This is a genomic window from Nocardia sp. NPDC047654 (genome assembly GCF_043205035.1).
GTDB lineage: Bacteria > Actinomycetota > Actinomycetes > Mycobacteriales > Mycobacteriaceae > Nocardia.
In genome coordinates, this window is the sequence record NZ_JBIDDF010000002.1 from 937,051 (window position 1) to 951,092 (window position 14,042).

The window sequence follows — 14,042 nt, forward strand, 5'->3', positions numbered from 1 at the left end:
AATTTGATGGATTACCGTCGGTGGCATGAGCACGATTTCCACCGGCACCCTCGAGGTCTCCGGAGCCGACCTGTACTACGAAGTTCGCGGCAGCGGTCCGATGTTGCTGATCGCGCAGAGCGGAGAGGGGGACGCGCGGCGCAGCGAGGATCTGGTCGCGCACCTCGAGCGGCGCTTCACCGTCGTCACCTACGACCGGCGCGGACTGTCGCGCAGTGTGCTGCGCGATCCCCTCGGGCCCACCTCGGTGGCGACGCACGCCGACGACGTGTTCCGCCTGCTATCGGCGTTGACCGACGAGCCGGTGCGCATGCTCGGTTGCAGCATGGGGGCGGCCATCGGCCTGCACCTCGCGGTTCGGCATCCGGATCGGCTGCACACCCTCATCGCGCACGAGCCCGTCACGCCGTGGCTGCTCGCCGCCGCCGACCGCGCCGATCAGCTCGCCGAACTCGAAGACTGCCAGCGAGTCTTCGCCGAGCAAGGATGGCAAGCGGCGCTCGCGCCGATGGTGCGGACGCTGGGGATAGATCCGCGGAACCAGGATCGGGAACCCGGCGTCACCGCGCCTCCGATCGGACCGGAGCGCGCCGCGAACTTCGAGTACTTCCTGGAGCACGACTTCACCGCGATCCGCGCCGACCAGCTCGATGTCGCGCCGCTGCGGCAGTCGCCGGTGCGCATCGTTGCGGCCTGCGGGCGCACCACACCCCGGCAGGTCTTCGACTACAAGGCCGCACAGGAACTCGCGGCCCTGTGCGGCGAGCCGGCGGTGGAATTCCCCGGCGGGCACAACGGGAACCTGACCCACCCGGCCGCGTACGCCGCCAAGGTGTGTGAGGTCCTCGGGGCGGCGGAGTAGGCGGTTCGGCGCGCTCGCGGGTGGCCCTCCGCGCGTTCGGTCCGCTCGCCGACGGGTGGCGTGGCCCACACGAAAGGCACCCGCCAGGACTTGTGAAGGTGCTCACAGTGAGGAATGCCGACGCTGGCGAGGGAGGGCCGCCCGTCGATCGCTAACAGTACAAGCGTTACGCTAAAACCGCACGTCAGCGCTACCGGCCAGTAGATTGCACCTTTGCAATTCAGTGGCAAATTTTGCAGAGTTAGCAAAGGTGTCCGAAAACCTAGCTGAGATTCACACTAACAACAGGTAGACGCCCATTTCTTCGTGTGCCATCGTGTGAAAGTACACCCCAAGGGCCTAGCAAGCCTGCAAATTGCCGCTCCAGCAGTACGAGCTGCCTCGTAGCTCGGGACCGGGCGGCATGGACCGAACGAAGAAGTGGAGTCACAGATGTCGACCACCGGCACCCCGAGGACCGCCGCGGAAATCCAGCAGGATTGGGACACCAACCCCCGCTGGAAGGGCGTCACCCGTAACTACACCGCGGAGCAGGTGTCGAAGCTCCAGGGCACCGTCGTCGAGGAGGCCACCCTCGCCCGCCGCGGTTCGGAGATCCTCTGGGATCTCGTCAACAACGAGGACTACATCAACTCCCTCGGCGCTCTCACCGGCAATCAGGCGGTCCAGCAGGTCCGCGCCGGCCTGAAGGCCATCTACCTGTCGGGTTGGCAGGTCGCCGGTGACGCGAACCTGTCCGGCCACACCTACCCCGACCAGTCGCTGTACCCGGCCAACTCGGTTCCGTCCGTGGTCCGCCGCATCAACAACGCGTTGCTGCGCGCCGACGAGATCGCCAAGGTCGAGGGCGACACCTCCGTCTCCAACTGGCTGGCGCCGATCGTCGCCGACGCCGAGGCCGGCTTCGGTGGCGCGCTGAACGCCTACGAGCTGCAGAAGGCCATGATCGCCGCCGGCGCCGCCGGTGTGCACTGGGAAGACCAGCTGGCCTCCGAGAAGAAGTGCGGCCACCTGGGCGGCAAGGTGCTTATCCCGACCCAGCAGCACATCCGCACCCTGACCTCCGCGCGTCTGGCCGCCGACGTCGCCGACGTGCCGTCGGTGATCATCGCCCGCACCGACGCCGAGGCCGCCACCCTGATCACCTCGGACGTGGACGAGCGCGACCGTGAGTTCCTGGACGGCACCCGCACCCCCGAGGGCTTCTTCGGTGTGAAGAACGGCATCGAGCCCTGCATCGCGCGTGCCAAGGCCTACGCCCCCTACGCCGACCTCATCTGGATGGAGACCGGCGTGCCGGACCTCGAGGTCGCGCGCAAGTTCGCCGAGGCCGTCCGTAGCGAGTTCCCGGACCAGCTGCTGGCCTACAACTGCTCGCCGTCCTTCAACTGGAAGGCCCACCTGGACGACGCGACCATCGCGAAGTTCCAGCGTGAGCTCGGCGCGATGGGCTTCAAGTTCCAGTTCATCACCCTGGCCGGCTTCCACTCGCTCAACTACGGCATGTTCGACCTGGCCTACGGCTACGCCCGCGAGGGCATGACCGCCTTCGTCGACCTGCAGGAGCGCGAGTTCAAGGCCGCCGCCGAGCGTGGCTTCACCGCCATCAAGCACCAGCGTGAGGTCGGCGCGGGCTACTTCGACACCATCGCCACCACCGTGGACCCGAACACCTCCACCGCGGCGCTCAAGGGCTCCACCGAAGAGGGTCAGTTCCACTGAGAACGGCGCTCGACGGCCTCGCGCGTGAGTTCGGTCGCGTAACCAGCCGAACTCACGAACGGATGCCTACCACCGGTGCTCGCTAGGGAAATGAGGTTCCCGACGTGAAAACCGCCGATCCTCTACTCCGGTAGGGGTGTACTGCCCTCCCCGCTGAACAGCCCCGGCGGGGAGGGCATCCCTATACCTTGGACCATCGAAGGACGCGCTCACACCGGAGCGACACCTTCGCAGACCAGCCACCCCAGAGCCAGACAACCCAGCAGGAGCGGGACGTGAGCAGCGAAAAGATCCAACGCGTCGGCATTATCGGCGCCGGCCAGATGGGCGCAGGAATCGCGGAGGTGTGTGCCAGGGCGCACGTCGACGTGCTGGTGTACGAGCAGACGCGGGAACTGGCCGCCGCGGGCCGCGCACGCATCCTGCGTTCCCTCGATCGCGGCGTGAGCAGCGGCAAGATCACCGAGCGCGAGCGCGAACAGGCCGCCTGGCGTCTGCGGTTCACCTCCGACCTCGGCGACTTCGCCGATCGCCAGCTGGTGGTCGAGGCGGTGCTCGAGGACGAGAAGGTCAAGACGAGCATCTTCGCCGAACTCGACAAGGTCGTCACCGACCCCTCGGCCGTGCTGGCCTCCAACACTTCGTCCATCCCGATCATGAAGATCGCGGTCGCCACGGCGAACCCCGAGCGCGTGGTCGGCATGCACTTCTTCAACCCGGTCCCGGTGCTGCCGCTCGTCGAGCTGGTCACCACGCTCAAGACCAGCGAGTCGGTCTCCAAGCGGGCCGAGGCCTTCGCGGGCGAGGTGCTCGGCAAGCAGGTCGTGCGCTCGGCCGACCGCTCCGGCTTCGTGGTCAACGCGCTGCTGGTGCCGTACCTGCTGTCGGCGATCCGCATGGTCGAGTCCGGCTTCGCCACCAAGGAGGACGTCGACAAGGCGATGGTGCTCGGCTGCGCCCACCCGATGGGCCCGCTGGCGCTGACCGACCTGGTCGGCTTGGACACGGTCAAGTCCATCGCCGACTCCATGTACGGCGAGTTCAAGGAGCCGCTGTACTCGGCCCCGCCGCTGCTCATGCGCATGGTCGAGGCGGGCCTGCTCGGCAAGAAGACCGGCGCGGGCTTCTACCAGTATCGGGCCTGACTTGCAGCGCCTGCGGCGCTGCGTGTTCGCGGCCCCTGGAAGTCTCGCGTCCGAGCGTCCCCTGCTCGCGCCTGCGGCGCATGCGCAACGGACACTCGGAGGCGAGATGGGCCGCGAACGGTGCTCGTAAGACTCGCACCCGGCGGGTCAGGCAGGCGAGTTCCGAACGATTGACCGACGCCACGGTGCGCGACCGGTGAGAAACGAGACCGGCACACCTCGATGCGGAGTCGACCAGAAGTTGGTGTTGCCGAGCCGGTGACGGCAATCGGCATAAGCTGCACAACAGCCGGGCCATGTCGACGGCTCGGCTGGGTATCCAGAGCGCAGCGCTGGATCGTCCCGTCGATCTCGGCGGGCCGCGCAGGTGATCGAAAGGGGTTGTCCCGCTCATGGTGAACGTGACCGACGGCTACGGGTCGAGCATTCTCGGCTATCCCAGGATCGGGCCGCACCGCGAACTCAAGCGGGCGCTGGAGGCCTACTGGCACGGTTCGCTCGACCGCGAAGAACTGCTGGCGGTGGGTCGTGAGATCCAGGAGACCCAGTTCAACGAACTGGCCGCCACCGGCCTGACCCAGGTGCCGGGCAACACCTTCTCCTTCTACGACCACGTGCTGGACAACGCGCTGCTGTTCGGTGCGGTGCCCCGGCGGTTCGAGCCCTACCGCGACGGACTGCACCCGCTGGACTTCTACTTCCTGATGGCGCGCGGCCGCCCGGATCTGCCGCCGCTCGAGCTGGTCCGGTTCTTCGGCACGAACTACCACTACCGCCAGCCGGAAGTGGACGCGGGCACCGAGTTCTCGCTGCACCCCGAGGCGCTGCTCGACGAATTCGACCGCGCGAAGGCGGTCGGCATCGAACTGCGGCCGGTGGTCATCGGCCCGGTGTCGCTGCTGCTGCTGTCCAAGGCCGGGCACATCCCCGGTGAGTCCGGCGGATTCGACACCCTCGGCCTGCTGGACAAGCTGCTACCGGTCTACGAGGAACTGTTCGAGATCCTCGCCAAGCGCGGCGCCACCTGCGTGCAGCTGGACGAGCCCGCGTTCACCAGCGAGCGCACGCCCGCCGAGCTGGCCGCGTTCGAGGCCGCCTATCACCGCTTGGGCAAGGCCCCGCTGCGCCCGCGCATCCTGGTCACCGGACAGTACGGCGATTTCGGCGAGGCGCTGACCATCCTGGCGGGCACCAATATCGAGGCGATCGGTCTCGACCTGGCCAGCTACCGGATGCGCCCGGAGGATCTCGCCAAGGTGCCCGGCATCCGCCGCAAGCGCCTGTACGCGGGTGTGATCAGCGGTCGCAACGTGTGGCGCGCGGACCGCTACGTCACGCTGGAATACCTCAACGAACTGGCCCAGGTGTGCCCGGACCTGGTCGTCTCGACCGGGACCACGCTGCTGCACGTGCCCTACGACCTGCTGATCGAATACGACATCGAAGGGCACGTCGCCGACCGGCTCGCGTTCGCGAAACAAAAGGTGGGCGAGGTGGTCTCGCTCGCGAAGGCGCTCACCGAAGGCCCGTCGGACAAGTGGCGCAAGCGCCCCACCGAGGTGCACTTCAAGCAGAAGCACGCGGTGCGGCAGCGGGTCTACGCGGTCACCCCGGACATGCGCTCGCGGGAGCCCTACGAGGTGCGCCGCGAAGCCCAGCAGCGCAAGCTGAACCTGCCGCCGGTGCCCGCGACCACGCTCGGTTCCTTCCCGCAGACCGCCGGCATCCGCCAGGCGCGCTACGAACTGGGTGAGGGCCGGTTGTCCTACGAGGAGTACCGCAAGCGGATCGAGGCCGAGATCGAGGCGACGATCCGCTTGCAGGAGGACATCGGCCTCGATGTGCTGGTGCACGGCGAGCACGAGCGCAACGACATGATCCAGTACTTCGCCGAGCTGCTCGACGGCTTCGCGACCACCCGCTTCGGCTGGGTGCAGGTGTACGGATCCCGTTGTGTGCGGCCGCCGATCATCTACGGCGATGTGTCGCGCCCGGCGCCGATGTCGGTGGAGTGGATCAGCTACGCGCAGTCGCTGACCGACAAGCCGGTCAAGGGCATGGTCACCGGGCCGGTCACCATGATCGCGCGATCCTTCGTCCGGCAGGACCAGCCGCTGCACGAGACCGCCGACCAGGTGGCGCTGGCCATTCGCGACGAGGTGGTGGACTTGGAGAAGGCGGGCATCGCGATCATCCAGGTCGACGAACCGGCGATCCGGGAGATGCTGCCGCTGCGCCCGGAAGGCCGCGCCGAATACCTGCGCTGGGCGATCGGCGCGTTCCGGTTGGCCACCTCCGGGGTGCAGGCCGAGACGCAGATCCACACGCACATCGGATATTCCGGCCGCGCCGAGGTGGTGGAGGCGATCGATGAACTCGACGCCGATGTCACCGCCATCGTGGCGACCCGCTCGATCGAGTGGGTGCTGCGGGCGCTGAAGGAGGACTGCGCCTCCGGGCACGGGCTCAGTCACGGTGTCGGCCCCGGCGTGTACGAGAGCCGGTCCGCGCGCATCCCGGACATCGATGAGCTGGACGAACTGCTCACCGCGGCAGCCGAAGCGGTGACGCCGCAGCGGTTGTGGGCCAATCCGGACGGCGGTCTGAAGACCCGGCACTACTGGCAGCTCGAGCCGTCATTGCGCAATTTGGTCGCCGCGGCGCGCCGCATACGCAGGCGGGTGGAGTCCACCGACTGAGGCGGAATCGCGCGCCGAGGGCCGTCTTCGTTCGACCGAACGCGGACGGCCCTCGGTCTTTCTCTCCTTATTTCAGTACAGTACGTACTGTATTATTCAAGGTATGCGCACCGATGACAACTGGCCCGACACCCTGCGCGTCGCGCAGGTCCGGATCGCCCGCCCCACCGACCGGCTCGACGAGGTGGTCCGCTTCTACGTCGACGGACTCGGGCTGCGCGAGCTCTACCGATTCCAGAACCACGCCGGTTACGACGGGGTGATGCTCGGATTGCCGGGAGCCGGATACCACTTGGAATTCACCACGCATGTGGACGGCAGTCCCGGCGAAGCGCCGAGCGGGGAGAACCTGTTGGTGCTCTATTTCGCGGGTGAGTCGGACATGTACGACGTGGCACAGCGGCTCGGTGAGTTCGGCGTCGAACCGGTGCCTGCCGAGAACCCGTACTGGGCGGCCAACGGCGGCTTGACCTTTCCCGATCCGGACGGCTGGCGGGTCGTCCTGATGCCGCGGCCGGTCTTCTGATGGCGGGGCGAACCCGCGACGACCGCATCGACGCCGCGGTGCTCGTCGCCGCGCGTGAGTTGCTCGACGAGGTCGGGTACGCCGACCTGTCCATCGGTCAGGTCGCGGGCAGGGCGGGCCTGCACCGGCCCGCGATCTACCGCAGGTGGCCGTCCAAGCGGCACTTGGTGGTCGACGTGGTGGCCGGTCTGCTCGGCCTGCAACCGACTCCGGACACCGGCGACCTCCGCGCCGACCTGACCCGCGCCATGCGCGATCTCGTCATCGCACTGCGCGACACCTCGCTGCACCGGGTGCTGCCCGCGCTGGTCGCGGACTTGGCGGGCGACGAGCAGTTGCGCGCCCACTTCCTGGCCACCGTCTTCGAACCGCGGCGGCAAACCACGGCGACGGCCCTGCGCTCGGCCATCACGCGCGGCGAAGTGGACCAGGGCATCGATGTGGATTTCGTGCTGGACTCGGTCGCCGCGCCGATCTACTACCGCGCGTTGTTCGGACACCTGCCGCTGACGGACGAACTCGCCGAACAGTCGGTCGCCGCGGTGCTCAGCGCGATCGCCCGCTGACGGCGGGCAGGGCGCTCAACGTAGCGAGCAGGTCGGTGGCGGCGTCGGCCACCGCGTCGGTCTCGGCGACGGCCAGCGCGGCCGCCGTGGCGGCCCGCACGCGCGGCAGCAGCGCCAAGCAGTCCGCGGCCGCGGCGCGGTCGGCCGGGGTGAGTTCGGCGTCGTCCTCGGCGGCGGATTGCCATGCCGCGGTGGCGATCACCTCGTGCAGCCAGTTGAGCAGTTCCACCCGCAGCGGTTGCGGCTCGCGCAGCCAGGCGCGGGCGTAGGTCACCTCGGTGCGCTCGTGTAGCAGGGCGCCGAGCACGACTTCGGCGGCGGGCGCGGTGACGGAGTAGATCGACCCTTGATGCAGGACGGCGGAGAACAGGAAGACGACCCCGCGCACCTGGTCGTCGACATCCGCGCCGATCAGATCGGCGAGCATGGCCGGAGCGTCGCCCGCGGACCCGTGGGCGTGCGCGAGCGCCGCCCAGTCCGTCTCGCGCAGCACGGTCGCGGCGCGCTCGTGGTAGGTCGGAGCGAGCGCGGCCGCCGCCCGGGTGCGGGCTTCGGCATCCGCCGAATCCAGCGCACGCTGGAACGCCGCCAGCGCCACGTCCGGTTCGCCGAGCCGCTCGCTGAACACCCCGACCTCGAAGCTGGCCCGCGCCGCGACCGCGGGATCGTCCGATTCGGCCATGGACCGGCTGATTTCCCTGGCCCCCGCCCAATCGCCCGCCTCGCCGAGATGCTGCACCAGATCGCCCGCGACGATCAGCGCCTGATCCCCGGGCCAGTCATCGATCACGGAGCGGTAGGCGGCCTTCACGCCCGCGAGGTCGTCCTCGGTGCGCAGGAGGTAGGCCAGGTTGGACAGCGCCAGCCGGGCGATATCGCCGGGTCCGGCGTCGATGGCGTGCTGGTAGGCCGTGCGCGCCGCGTCCGAGTCGCCGCGCTTGGCCCGCGAGTAGCCGAGATTGATCCAGGCCCGTGGTGCGGCGTCGGCATGGCCGGACGCGGCGGCGCGCTCGTACATCGCTTCGGCCGCCGCGGTGTCGCCGCGCTCGGCCAGCAGCAGGCCGAGATTGTAGGCCGCGCGCGGCGCCGCGTCTTCGTGGCCGGAGTCGACCGCGACATGGTAGGCGCCTTCCGCGGCCGGCTTGTCACCCGACGCGCTGAGCAGCCCGCCCAGCTCCGCGGCGGCCAGCGGCGCCCAGTTCGGATGACCGGAGGCGATCGCGATCTGGAACGCCTCGCGCGCGGCCGCCAGGTCGTTGCGCCTGCGGTGCATCTTGCCGAGATCGAAGGCGAGGTCCGGCGGCCGCTTCAGCATTGTTCCCATCCAGCCTCGGCACCGAGTGGTGCGAATCGTTTCCGAGAAGTTCTACATCGACGCGCGATCCCTGGCTACCCATGGCGTGGGATACGCCGGTCACCGGCGTGGACTCATTCCGCGGGCGGGTTGTGACGGCCCGCCAGGCGGAGGGTCAACTGCCGTGCGAACTTCCGGCGCCGCTTGGGCGGACTCGTGTGCTCGATGTCGGCCTCCACGTCGGCCGGGACGTCGTAGCGGCGGATGTAGGCGCCGGCGAACGCCTGCACCGTCGCGGTGACCGGGATGGCAAGCAGTGCGCCGGTCGCGCCGAGCAGCGCCGCGCCCGCCAGCACCGCCCCGAACGCGACGGCCGGGTGCATGTCCAAGGTGGTCGCGGTGACGCGCGGTTGCAGCACGTAGTTCTCGAATTGCTGGTAGAGCACGATGAACCCGAGAATCCACAGCGCGGTGCTCGGGCCGTGCACGAGCCCGACGATCACCGGCAGCGCGCCGGCCAGATAGGTGCCGACCGTGGGGATGAACTGGGAGACCACGCCCACCCACAGCGCGAGGGCGAACGCGGACGGCACGTCCAGTACCCGCAGTATCACGTAGTGCGCCAGCGTCGAGGCGAGCGCGAGCAGCCCGCGCGAGTAGATGTACCCGCCGGTCTTCGCCACCGCGATGTCCCATGCGCGCAACACATGTCGCTGGCGCCGCGGCGGCAGCAGCGAACAGACGGTCGCGCGGATCCTGGGCCCGTCGGCGGCGAAGTAGTAGGTGAACAGCAGGATGCCGAGGCCCTGGAAGAGCGCGCCGAGCGCGGCGGTGCCGATGCCCCAGACGTTGCCCGCCAAGCCGGTGAGGTAGCCCTCCAGGGTCGAGCTCCAGTCGGTGGCGTACTTCTGGATGTCGGTACTGGACAGATCCTGATGGAAGGTGTGGTTGATCCACTCCACGCCCCGGTCGGCGTATTCGGGGGCGTTCTTCACCAAGGTGGTGACCTGCTCGACCAGCAGGGCGCCCAGCGTCCAGAGGAAGCCGAAGACGAGGGCCGTCAGGACGAGGAACACCAGTCCGGTCGCGGGACCACGCCGCATACCGCGCCGTGCCAGCCAGTTCACCGCGGGCTCGATCGCGAAGGCGAGGAACAGCGAGACCAGCAGAACCGTCAGCAGGCCCCGCAGCCGCTCGAGCACCCAGAAGGACGCCAGCAAACCGGTGACCGTCGCCGCGGCGAGCAGGAACGCGCGCGGCAGCCACGGCGGCATGCCCCGGGCGCCGTCGGCGGATGGCGTCTCGTCGTCGTCCTGCACAGACACAACGCCAAGGTACCCACGCCGCGACCGGTTCGCGGCCGGACTTCGCGGGGCCGCGCCGATACGGCGAGCAGGCTCACATGGTCGAGACGTCGATGACGAAGCGGTAGCGCACGTCGCTGGCCACGACCCGGTCGTAGGCGCCGTCGATCTCGTCGGCGGCGATCAGCTCGATCTCGGCGCCGATGCCGTGCTCGGCGCAGAAGTTCAGCATCTCCTGGGTCTGCGCGATGCCGCCGATCATCGAGCCCGCCAGCGAGCGGCGGTACCCGGCGAGGTTGAACGGCTTGACGCTCATCGGGTTGTCGGGGAGACCGAGGATCACCAGGGTTCCGTCCAGGTTCAGCAGCCGCAGGTAGTCATCGATGGGCAGGTCCGCCGACACGGTGTTGAGGATCAGGTCGAACCGGCCGCGCAGCTCGCGGAAGGTCTGCTTGTCGCTGGTCGCGTAGTAGGCGCTCGCACCGAAGAGCTTGCCGTCGTCCTGTTTGCTCAGCGAATGGCTCAGCACGGTCACGTCGGCGCCCATGGCGGCCGCCAGCTTCACCCCGAGGTGGCCGAGTCCGCCCATGCCGATGATCGCGACCCTCTTGCCCGGGCCGGCGTTCCAGTGCCGCAGCGGCGAGTACAGCGTGACGCCCGCGCACAGCAGTGGCGCGGCCACATCCAGGCCGATTCCCTCGGGGATGGCGACGACGAAGTTCTCGGTCACCACGATCTGCGTGGCGTAACCGCCGAGGGTGTGCCCGCCGGGCTGCACCGCTGGGGCGACCGTGCTGTTGTAGGTCATGGTCGCGCCCGCGGTGCAGTACTGCTCCTCGTCGGCCAGGCAGGGCGCGCAGACCCCGCAGGAATCGACCATGCAGCCGACGCCGACGCGGTCGCCGACCTGATGCCTGGTCACCGCGGCGCCGACCGCGGCGACCACACCCGCGATCTCGTGGCCCGGCACGCAGGGGTAGCGGGTTCTGCCCCACTCGTCACGGGCGGTGTGGATGTCGGAGTGGCAGATGCCCGCGAATTCGATGTCGATCAGCACGTCCTGCGGGCCCAGGTCCCTGCGTTGGATCGTGACCTTCTCGAACGAGCCATCAGGGGTGGACAGGGCATAGGCGGCGGCTGTGCTCATGAGGACATGCCTACCGTCGCATGGGTGCGATTGCCAACTGTGACCCGAAAAAGACCCGCTCACGGCACATTTTCCGGCGCGGAAGCCGGATCGATGATCTTCGGCGGCGTTCTCCGGCGACAATGGATTCGGTGAGCGGTTCGGCCGAGGCGGGAGTGCCATGGACGAAGAACGGCAACAGTGGACCGGAGCGCGGCGCACGCCGCGTGGTGGCCGGGTGTTCGTGCTCGTCGTCACCCTCGTGCTCGCGGTCGCCGCGTTCCTCGGATATCGCGGCGAACCGGCCGGTAGCGACCGGCCCGGCCCCGCCGGGACCGCGGCCCCGGTCGCGTTCGCTCCGCCCGAGCCGCTGGATCTCGGGCTCGTCACCGCGGCGGTGCGACCGGCGCTGGTCAACATCAACGCCTCGACCGAGCGGTCCGGGCCCGGCGCGGCGGGATCCGGCATCGTCCTCACCGCCGACGGCGAGGTGCTCACCAGTCATCACGTGGTCAAGGGCGCCGACACCGTGACCGTCACCGACGTGGGCAACGGCAAGGTCTACGACGCGGAGGTGCTCGGCTACGACGCCGAGGCCGACATCGCGCTGCTCGACCTGGCCGCGGCCACCGAACTGCCCACCGCGACCATCGGCACGTCGGCCGGACTGCGCGTGCGCGAGGAGGTCCTGGCGATCGGCAACGCTGGCGGGACCGGCGGCACGCCGACCGCGGTGCACGGCCCCCTCACCGACCTGGACACCGCGATCGTGGCGGTCAACGCCGCCGATCTGTCGCGCAAAGCGCTCAACGGGATGCTGGAGGTCGCGGCGGCGGTCACGCCGGGACAGTCCGGGGGAGCGCTGGTCGATCGGAAGGCCGCCGTGGTCGGCGTCATCGCGGCGGCGTCGGGCGAGGGAGCGCGGGCGGCCGACCACCCCGCGAACGGCTACGCGGTGCCGATCGACGCCGCGATGCGGGTGGTCGCTCAGATTCGCTCCGGCACCCCGACCGACACCGTGCACATCGGACCCACTGCCACTCTCGGCGTGCTGGTCTCCAACGCACAGCCGGTCGGTACCGGCGCCCGGGTGGACGCGGCGCTGTACGGGTTGCCCGCCCATGCCGCCGGTCTGGCCGCCGGTGACGTGATCACCTCGATCGACGACCGCACCGTCACCAACGCGCAGTCCCTGCGCAGTGCGCTGAACACACACAAGCCCAACGACACCATTCGCTTGGGCATCACCGGCGCGAGTGGCCGGCGCACGGTACCGGTGGCGCTGGTCGCAGGCCCGCCGAACTGATCCGGATCAGACCAGCGACAGCCAGTAATCCTGGAAGCGCAGGAACACCAGCAGCAGCACGACCGCGAAGAACAGCGCGACGAGCGTCCAGCGCCATTCGGCGAGCACGCCGAGCGGACCACGGGAACGCCCCCACAGCTGATCGGTGCTCACCGCGAGCAGCGGCGTGATGATCGCCCAGACCACCATGCAGTACGGGCACAGCGCGTTGATCCGGTACAGGCTCTCGAAGATCAGCCAGCAGACGAAGGCGAGCCCGAGCAGGTTGCCCAGCCAGAGCCCACCCCAGACCCAGCGCGGGAAGCCGACTCCGGCCACCGACAGCGCGGCCAGTGTGACGACGACCGTGAACCCGACGATGCCCATCAAGGGGTTGGGGAACCCGAAGACCGAGGCCTGGTCGGTCACCATCACCGACCCGCAGGACAGGATCGGGTTGATGCTGCACGACGGCGTGTAACCGGGATCGGTGAACAGCTTGAACCGTTCCACGGTCAGCGCCACCGCGGCCAGCCAGCCGGCCAGCCCGCCGACCAACAGGACCCAGGCCGCCCGGGGCCCCGCGGTGATCATCGGCCCGCGGCGGCGCTGATCACGGGTGCGAGAGCGCCGTTACCGAAGATCTCCTGGCTGGACTCGACCTTCTTACCGTCGACGAACACCGACGGCGTCGACTGGATGCCGCTGTCCAGCACTTCCTTGGTGCGGGCCTGGATGTACTTGTCGTACTTGTGGTCGGTGATGCACTGGGCGACGGCGTCGTCGGTGTAGCCCGCGCTCTTGGCGATCTGGACCAGCTGGTCGTCGGACAGACCCGCGCCGCCCTCCGGCGGCTGCTGCGCGAACATCGCCTTCAGCCAGGCCTGGTATTTCGACGGGTCGGCTTCGGCGACGCAGTAGGAGGCGCTGCCGGCGCGCGAGGAGTACCGGGTGGTGGAGGCCTTGTCCAGGAAGGCGATCACGTTGTATTCGACGGCCGCGGTGCCGTTGGCCACCGCGTCCTCGAGCACCTGTCCGTTGGCCGCCTCGAAGGCCTTGCAGGCGGGGCACTGGAGGTCGGCGACGACGCGCACGGTGACCTTCGCGTCCGGCTTGCCGATCCGGATGGCGCCGTTGTCGGTGATCGAGGCGGGCACGGGGCCCGCGTTCGTGGTGCCGGTCGCCGCGATGGACGGGGTGGGGCCGGGATCGTCGTTGCGGGCCTTCTTCACCGCGATGCCGATGCCGATCGCCGCGATCAGCGCGACGAGCACGGCGGCGACGGCCACCTGGATCAAGATCTTGCGGTTGCGGTCGGCGCGTTCCGCCGCCAGCAGCGGGTTCGACTTCCCACCCTGGTTTTTGCTCACCGTGCGCTCACCACGCCTTTCGCTCGCCGGACGGTTCCTGCCGCCACGATCGTAGATCCGCAGGCCACCCACCCGCGTGATCGGCCCACAGTGGTCATCATCGTCGGCTTTCCTGAGAGATTCCGAAACATCCGTCCCGCCAC

The 14,042-nt window shown here is 69.0% G+C and carries 12 protein-coding genes; 7 read left to right on the forward strand and 5 right to left on the reverse strand.

Features of this window, described 5'->3' with window-relative positions; genetic code table 11:
- Nucleotides 1-25 precede the first annotated feature (25 nt).
- The 6 genes from ACGF7Y_RS12770 to ACGF7Y_RS12795 all read left to right on the forward strand — a co-directional run bounded on the left by ACGF7Y_RS12770 (nucleotide 26) and on the right by ACGF7Y_RS12795 (nucleotide 7,520).
- Nucleotides 26-862 carry an alpha/beta fold hydrolase gene (locus ACGF7Y_RS12770; protein ID WP_393232788.1) on the forward strand — a complete coding sequence of 279 codons (837 nt, stop codon included), beginning with the start codon at nucleotides 26-28 and terminating at the stop codon, nucleotides 860-862.
- A gap of 432 nt (nucleotides 863-1,294) precedes the next feature.
- Complete coding sequence (gene aceA, locus ACGF7Y_RS12775) at nucleotides 1,295-2,584, forward strand: isocitrate lyase (protein WP_357034596.1); 1,290 nt, start codon at nucleotides 1,295-1,297, stop codon at nucleotides 2,582-2,584.
- A 275-nt stretch (nucleotides 2,585-2,859) separates the two neighbouring features.
- On the forward strand, nucleotides 2,860-3,729 hold the full coding sequence (locus ACGF7Y_RS12780) for a 3-hydroxybutyryl-CoA dehydrogenase (RefSeq protein ID WP_357034594.1): 870 nt from the start codon (nucleotides 2,860-2,862) through the stop codon (nucleotides 3,727-3,729).
- A 392-nt stretch (nucleotides 3,730-4,121) separates the two neighbouring features.
- The gene (gene metE, locus ACGF7Y_RS12785; protein ID WP_393232790.1) at nucleotides 4,122-6,428 is read left to right on the forward strand and encodes a 5-methyltetrahydropteroyltriglutamate--homocysteine S-methyltransferase; all 2,307 of its coding nucleotides are present in this window, start codon (nucleotides 4,122-4,124) and stop codon (nucleotides 6,426-6,428) included.
- A 103-nt stretch (nucleotides 6,429-6,531) separates the two neighbouring features.
- Complete coding sequence (locus tag ACGF7Y_RS12790; protein ID WP_393232793.1) at nucleotides 6,532-6,954, forward strand: VOC family protein; 423 nt, start codon at nucleotides 6,532-6,534, stop codon at nucleotides 6,952-6,954.
- Complete coding sequence (locus tag ACGF7Y_RS12795) at nucleotides 6,954-7,520, forward strand: TetR/AcrR family transcriptional regulator (RefSeq protein WP_393232796.1); 567 nt, start codon at nucleotides 6,954-6,956, stop codon at nucleotides 7,518-7,520. Before ACGF7Y_RS12790 ends, ACGF7Y_RS12795 begins: the two co-directional genes overlap by 1 nt.
- Here the strand turns inward: ACGF7Y_RS12795 and ACGF7Y_RS12800 are convergent.
- From ACGF7Y_RS12800 to ACGF7Y_RS12810, 3 genes are all read right to left on the reverse strand, one after another.
- Complete coding sequence (locus ACGF7Y_RS12800) at nucleotides 7,501-8,844, reverse strand: tetratricopeptide repeat protein (protein WP_393232799.1); 1,344 nt, start codon at nucleotides 8,842-8,844, stop codon at nucleotides 7,501-7,503. The genes ACGF7Y_RS12795 and ACGF7Y_RS12800 overlap by 20 nt on opposite strands.
- A gap of 104 nt (nucleotides 8,845-8,948) precedes the next feature.
- Nucleotides 8,949-10,139, reverse strand: coding sequence for an AI-2E family transporter (locus ACGF7Y_RS12805; RefSeq protein ID WP_393232802.1), 1,191 nt, complete (start codon nucleotides 10,137-10,139; stop codon nucleotides 8,949-8,951).
- A 73-nt stretch (nucleotides 10,140-10,212) separates the two neighbouring features.
- A complete protein-coding gene (locus tag ACGF7Y_RS12810) occupies nucleotides 10,213-11,265 on the reverse strand; it encodes an NAD(P)-dependent alcohol dehydrogenase (protein WP_393232805.1) in 1,053 nt (350 codons plus the stop codon).
- A gap of 160 nt (nucleotides 11,266-11,425) precedes the next feature.
- Between ACGF7Y_RS12810 and ACGF7Y_RS12815 the strand changes: the two genes are divergently transcribed.
- Entirely contained in the window at nucleotides 11,426-12,550 is a 1,125-nt protein-coding gene (locus ACGF7Y_RS12815; protein WP_393232807.1) for a S1C family serine protease, read from the forward strand.
- Between the two features lie 6 nt (nucleotides 12,551-12,556).
- Here ACGF7Y_RS12815 and ACGF7Y_RS12820 read toward each other — a convergent pair whose 3' ends face one another.
- Together ACGF7Y_RS12820 and ACGF7Y_RS12825 are read right to left on the reverse strand one after the other, a co-directional pair.
- Nucleotides 12,557-13,123, reverse strand: a complete 567-nt coding sequence (locus tag ACGF7Y_RS12820) for a vitamin K epoxide reductase family protein (RefSeq protein ID WP_393232810.1) — start codon at nucleotides 13,121-13,123, stop codon at nucleotides 12,557-12,559.
- Nucleotides 13,120-13,899, reverse strand: a complete 780-nt coding sequence (locus tag ACGF7Y_RS12825) for a DsbA family protein (RefSeq protein ID WP_393232813.1) — start codon at nucleotides 13,897-13,899, stop codon at nucleotides 13,120-13,122. Before ACGF7Y_RS12825 ends, ACGF7Y_RS12820 begins: the two co-directional genes overlap by 4 nt.
- Between the last annotated feature and the right edge of the window lie 143 nt (nucleotides 13,900-14,042).